A 2,283-nucleotide genomic window follows, 5' to 3' on the forward strand; every position below is an offset into this window, starting at 1 on the left:
AAGCGTGTCGGCAACGAAGCCCTCGATCCCAAAGGGACTGATCCAGGAGCAGGTTTGTATGGGGAGCCGCCGCCCCGTGCGAGCGAAAATCAGCGTGGCAAGGCTCTCGACATCCAGTGGGCAGCTTGCCGCGCCGAGCCGGGCGACCCAGCGGCGCTTCTGATGGGGCAGGGGGAACGACTCGACGATCCCCTCGCGGCTGAAAAACAGTGCCGCGTCGCTTCCAAACTCGGTGTCGTCGGCGAAGTCGCCCATCAGGTAGCGGTCCGGGTAGCGAGCGCCGGTCTGCGTGATTTTTGCGAGGAGGCGAACCGAGCTACTCTTGCCATCGCAGCCCACTAAAAGCGCCGTGTTGAGAGTTGCGCCCGCCGTGCAGAAAAGCTGGACGGTGTCTGCGTCTTGTGTAAAGTGTTTGAGCGCACAGCCACGGCGGAGTGCGCCGGGCGCGAGGGCTTCTAATCGTGCCTCAAGGAGTGCTTCCGTGCGTGCTTGTGGCAGGGCGAGAGGGGATTCCGGGAGGGCGAGCCGTCCGCGTTTTTGGGCATCGCAGAAGACCTGGCCACCGCCGATTGCCACGCCCTCGGCTCGGAGCGCCTCGCCTAGCCCCAGTGTGTTTAAGATATCCAGCGCGGGCGGGTGAATGCCGATGGCGCGGGAGTGCGGTGAGCGCTCGGTGTGGGCTTCGAGTACCGCGATTTTTACGCCGCGCTGTGCCAGTAAGCACGCGAGCGTGAGCCCGACTGGCCCCGCACCAATAACGGCGATCTCTACGGTTTCCATTGTAGTTGGAGTCGAAACGGGGAGGAGGTATGGATTGTCCAGCCTGCCGGAGCGAGCGCCTGAAGCTCCGCTACCGTGAAGGCACGGCGGATCGAGCGCATGCCATCCTCAAAGATGAACGAGCCCGGGAACCAGCCACCGACCAGAGGAAAGAGTGCCAGCGCCCGGTCATCACGGCAGAGATCGTTGTGCACCACACGAACCGTGGCGAGTCGCTCGCAGGCTACGCACAGAGTGGAGATCTCCTCGTCGGCGAGATGGTGCAGCACGTGGTTGGAGAGCACGAGGTCAAAGTGTGTGCTGAGGCTGTACGCATCGGTCTGCTCGAAGCGGACATTGTTTGGGTTCTCCTGCCCATATGCGAAGGCGATGGCGCGCGGGTCGGGATCCACTCCGAGAAACGTCGCGGACAGATCATCGCGCTGGGCAAGGCGTGCCAGGTGCCGCACCACATCGCCGCCGCCACAGCCGATATCCAGAACGGTTCGGGCACCTTCTTGCAACGCAGGGCGAAGCTCGCGCTGGTAGATTTGCGTCCAACCAGAGAGCAGCACATTGATAGACGCAAACTGTCCGTAGGTGCGCGCCAGCTTTTGCGGATCGCAGTCTGGTTCGTCCATACGCTCCGTGAGTGTCTCGGCGCGTGTGCGAATAAAGTGGGTCATACCGCCGTCAGGAGCGCTGTCTCGATGGTCAGACCCGGCCCAAATGCCATGGCCAGCAGGGTGTCACTTGGGGTGATGCCGCGTGTGAGCAGCTCTTTTAGAACAAAGAGAACCGTGGCGCTGCTCATATTGCCACAGTTTCTCAGTACTTCTCGTGAGGCGGCCAGAGCGGTCTCGGGCAGGCTGAGGCCCTTCTCCACTCTGTCTAGGATCGCTCGCCCGCCGGGATGCACCGCCCAGTGGCTCACTTGCTCCTGGGTGAGGTGGGTCTTACTGAGGATCGGCTGGATCGCAGCGACGACATTGGTCTGGATGATCTCGGGCACGTACGAGGAGAGCTGCATCTGAAAGCCAATATCGCCAATTGTCCAGGCCATGTCCGAGTCGCCTGCGGGTGCTATTGCGGAGGCGAATGCATCTAAGCGAAGCGCCACGCCGATAGGTTCACGGGCGCTGATAATTGCCGCACTCGCCCCGTCGGCGAACACGGAGCCCGCGAGAAGATCGTCCATTCCCGCCGTCCACTGCACGTGCAGTGAGCATAGCTCCAGGCAAACCACGAGCACCACGGCATCCGGGTTGGCCTCGCAGAATGCCCGTGCCATTCGTAGCGCGGGGAACGCGGCGTAGCAGCCCATGAAGCCCAGATGGTAGCGCTCCACCGAAGCATGGAGCCCCAGCGCCTTGAGTATCGCAAAGTCCGGGCCGGGCTGGAAGAACCCCGTGCAGGAAACCGTGATGAGATGCGTCAGTTGCTCGGGCGCAAATCCGGGAGCCGCCTCCAGCGCGCGGGCGGCAATACTCGGAAACATCGTGCGGGCCGCCTCTGTGTAGAGTG

3 protein-coding genes are annotated in these 2,283 nt (G+C 62.8%); all 3 read right to left on the minus strand.

The genetic code is table 11. From position 1 onward, the window contains the following. Positions 1 to 780 (minus strand): FAD-dependent oxidoreductase (locus ACH2EH_RS03205; RefSeq protein WP_395138899.1); only part of this gene is annotated, 780 nt, incomplete at its 3' end. After that, positions 768 to 1,445 carry a methyltransferase domain-containing protein gene (locus ACH2EH_RS03210; RefSeq protein WP_395138901.1) on the minus strand — a complete coding sequence of 226 codons (678 nt, stop codon included), beginning with the start codon at positions 1,443 to 1,445 and terminating at the stop codon, positions 768 to 770. The genes ACH2EH_RS03210 and ACH2EH_RS03205, both read right to left, overlap by 13 nt. Next, a partial coding sequence (locus ACH2EH_RS03215; protein WP_395138904.1) for a type III polyketide synthase occupies positions 1,442 to 2,283 on the minus strand: 842 nt, incomplete at its 5' end. The genes ACH2EH_RS03215 and ACH2EH_RS03210, both read right to left, overlap by 4 nt.

The sequence above is a fragment of the Armatimonas sp. genome (genome assembly GCF_043760365.1).
Classification (GTDB): domain Bacteria; phylum Armatimonadota; class Armatimonadia; order Armatimonadales; family Armatimonadaceae; genus Armatimonas.

Excerpts from the sequence above, each read along its gene's own strand:
- ACH2EH_RS03210 (WP_395138901.1), bottom strand. The coding sequence starts at position 1,445 with ATGACCCACTTTATTCGCACACGCGCCGAGACACTCACGGAGCGTATG.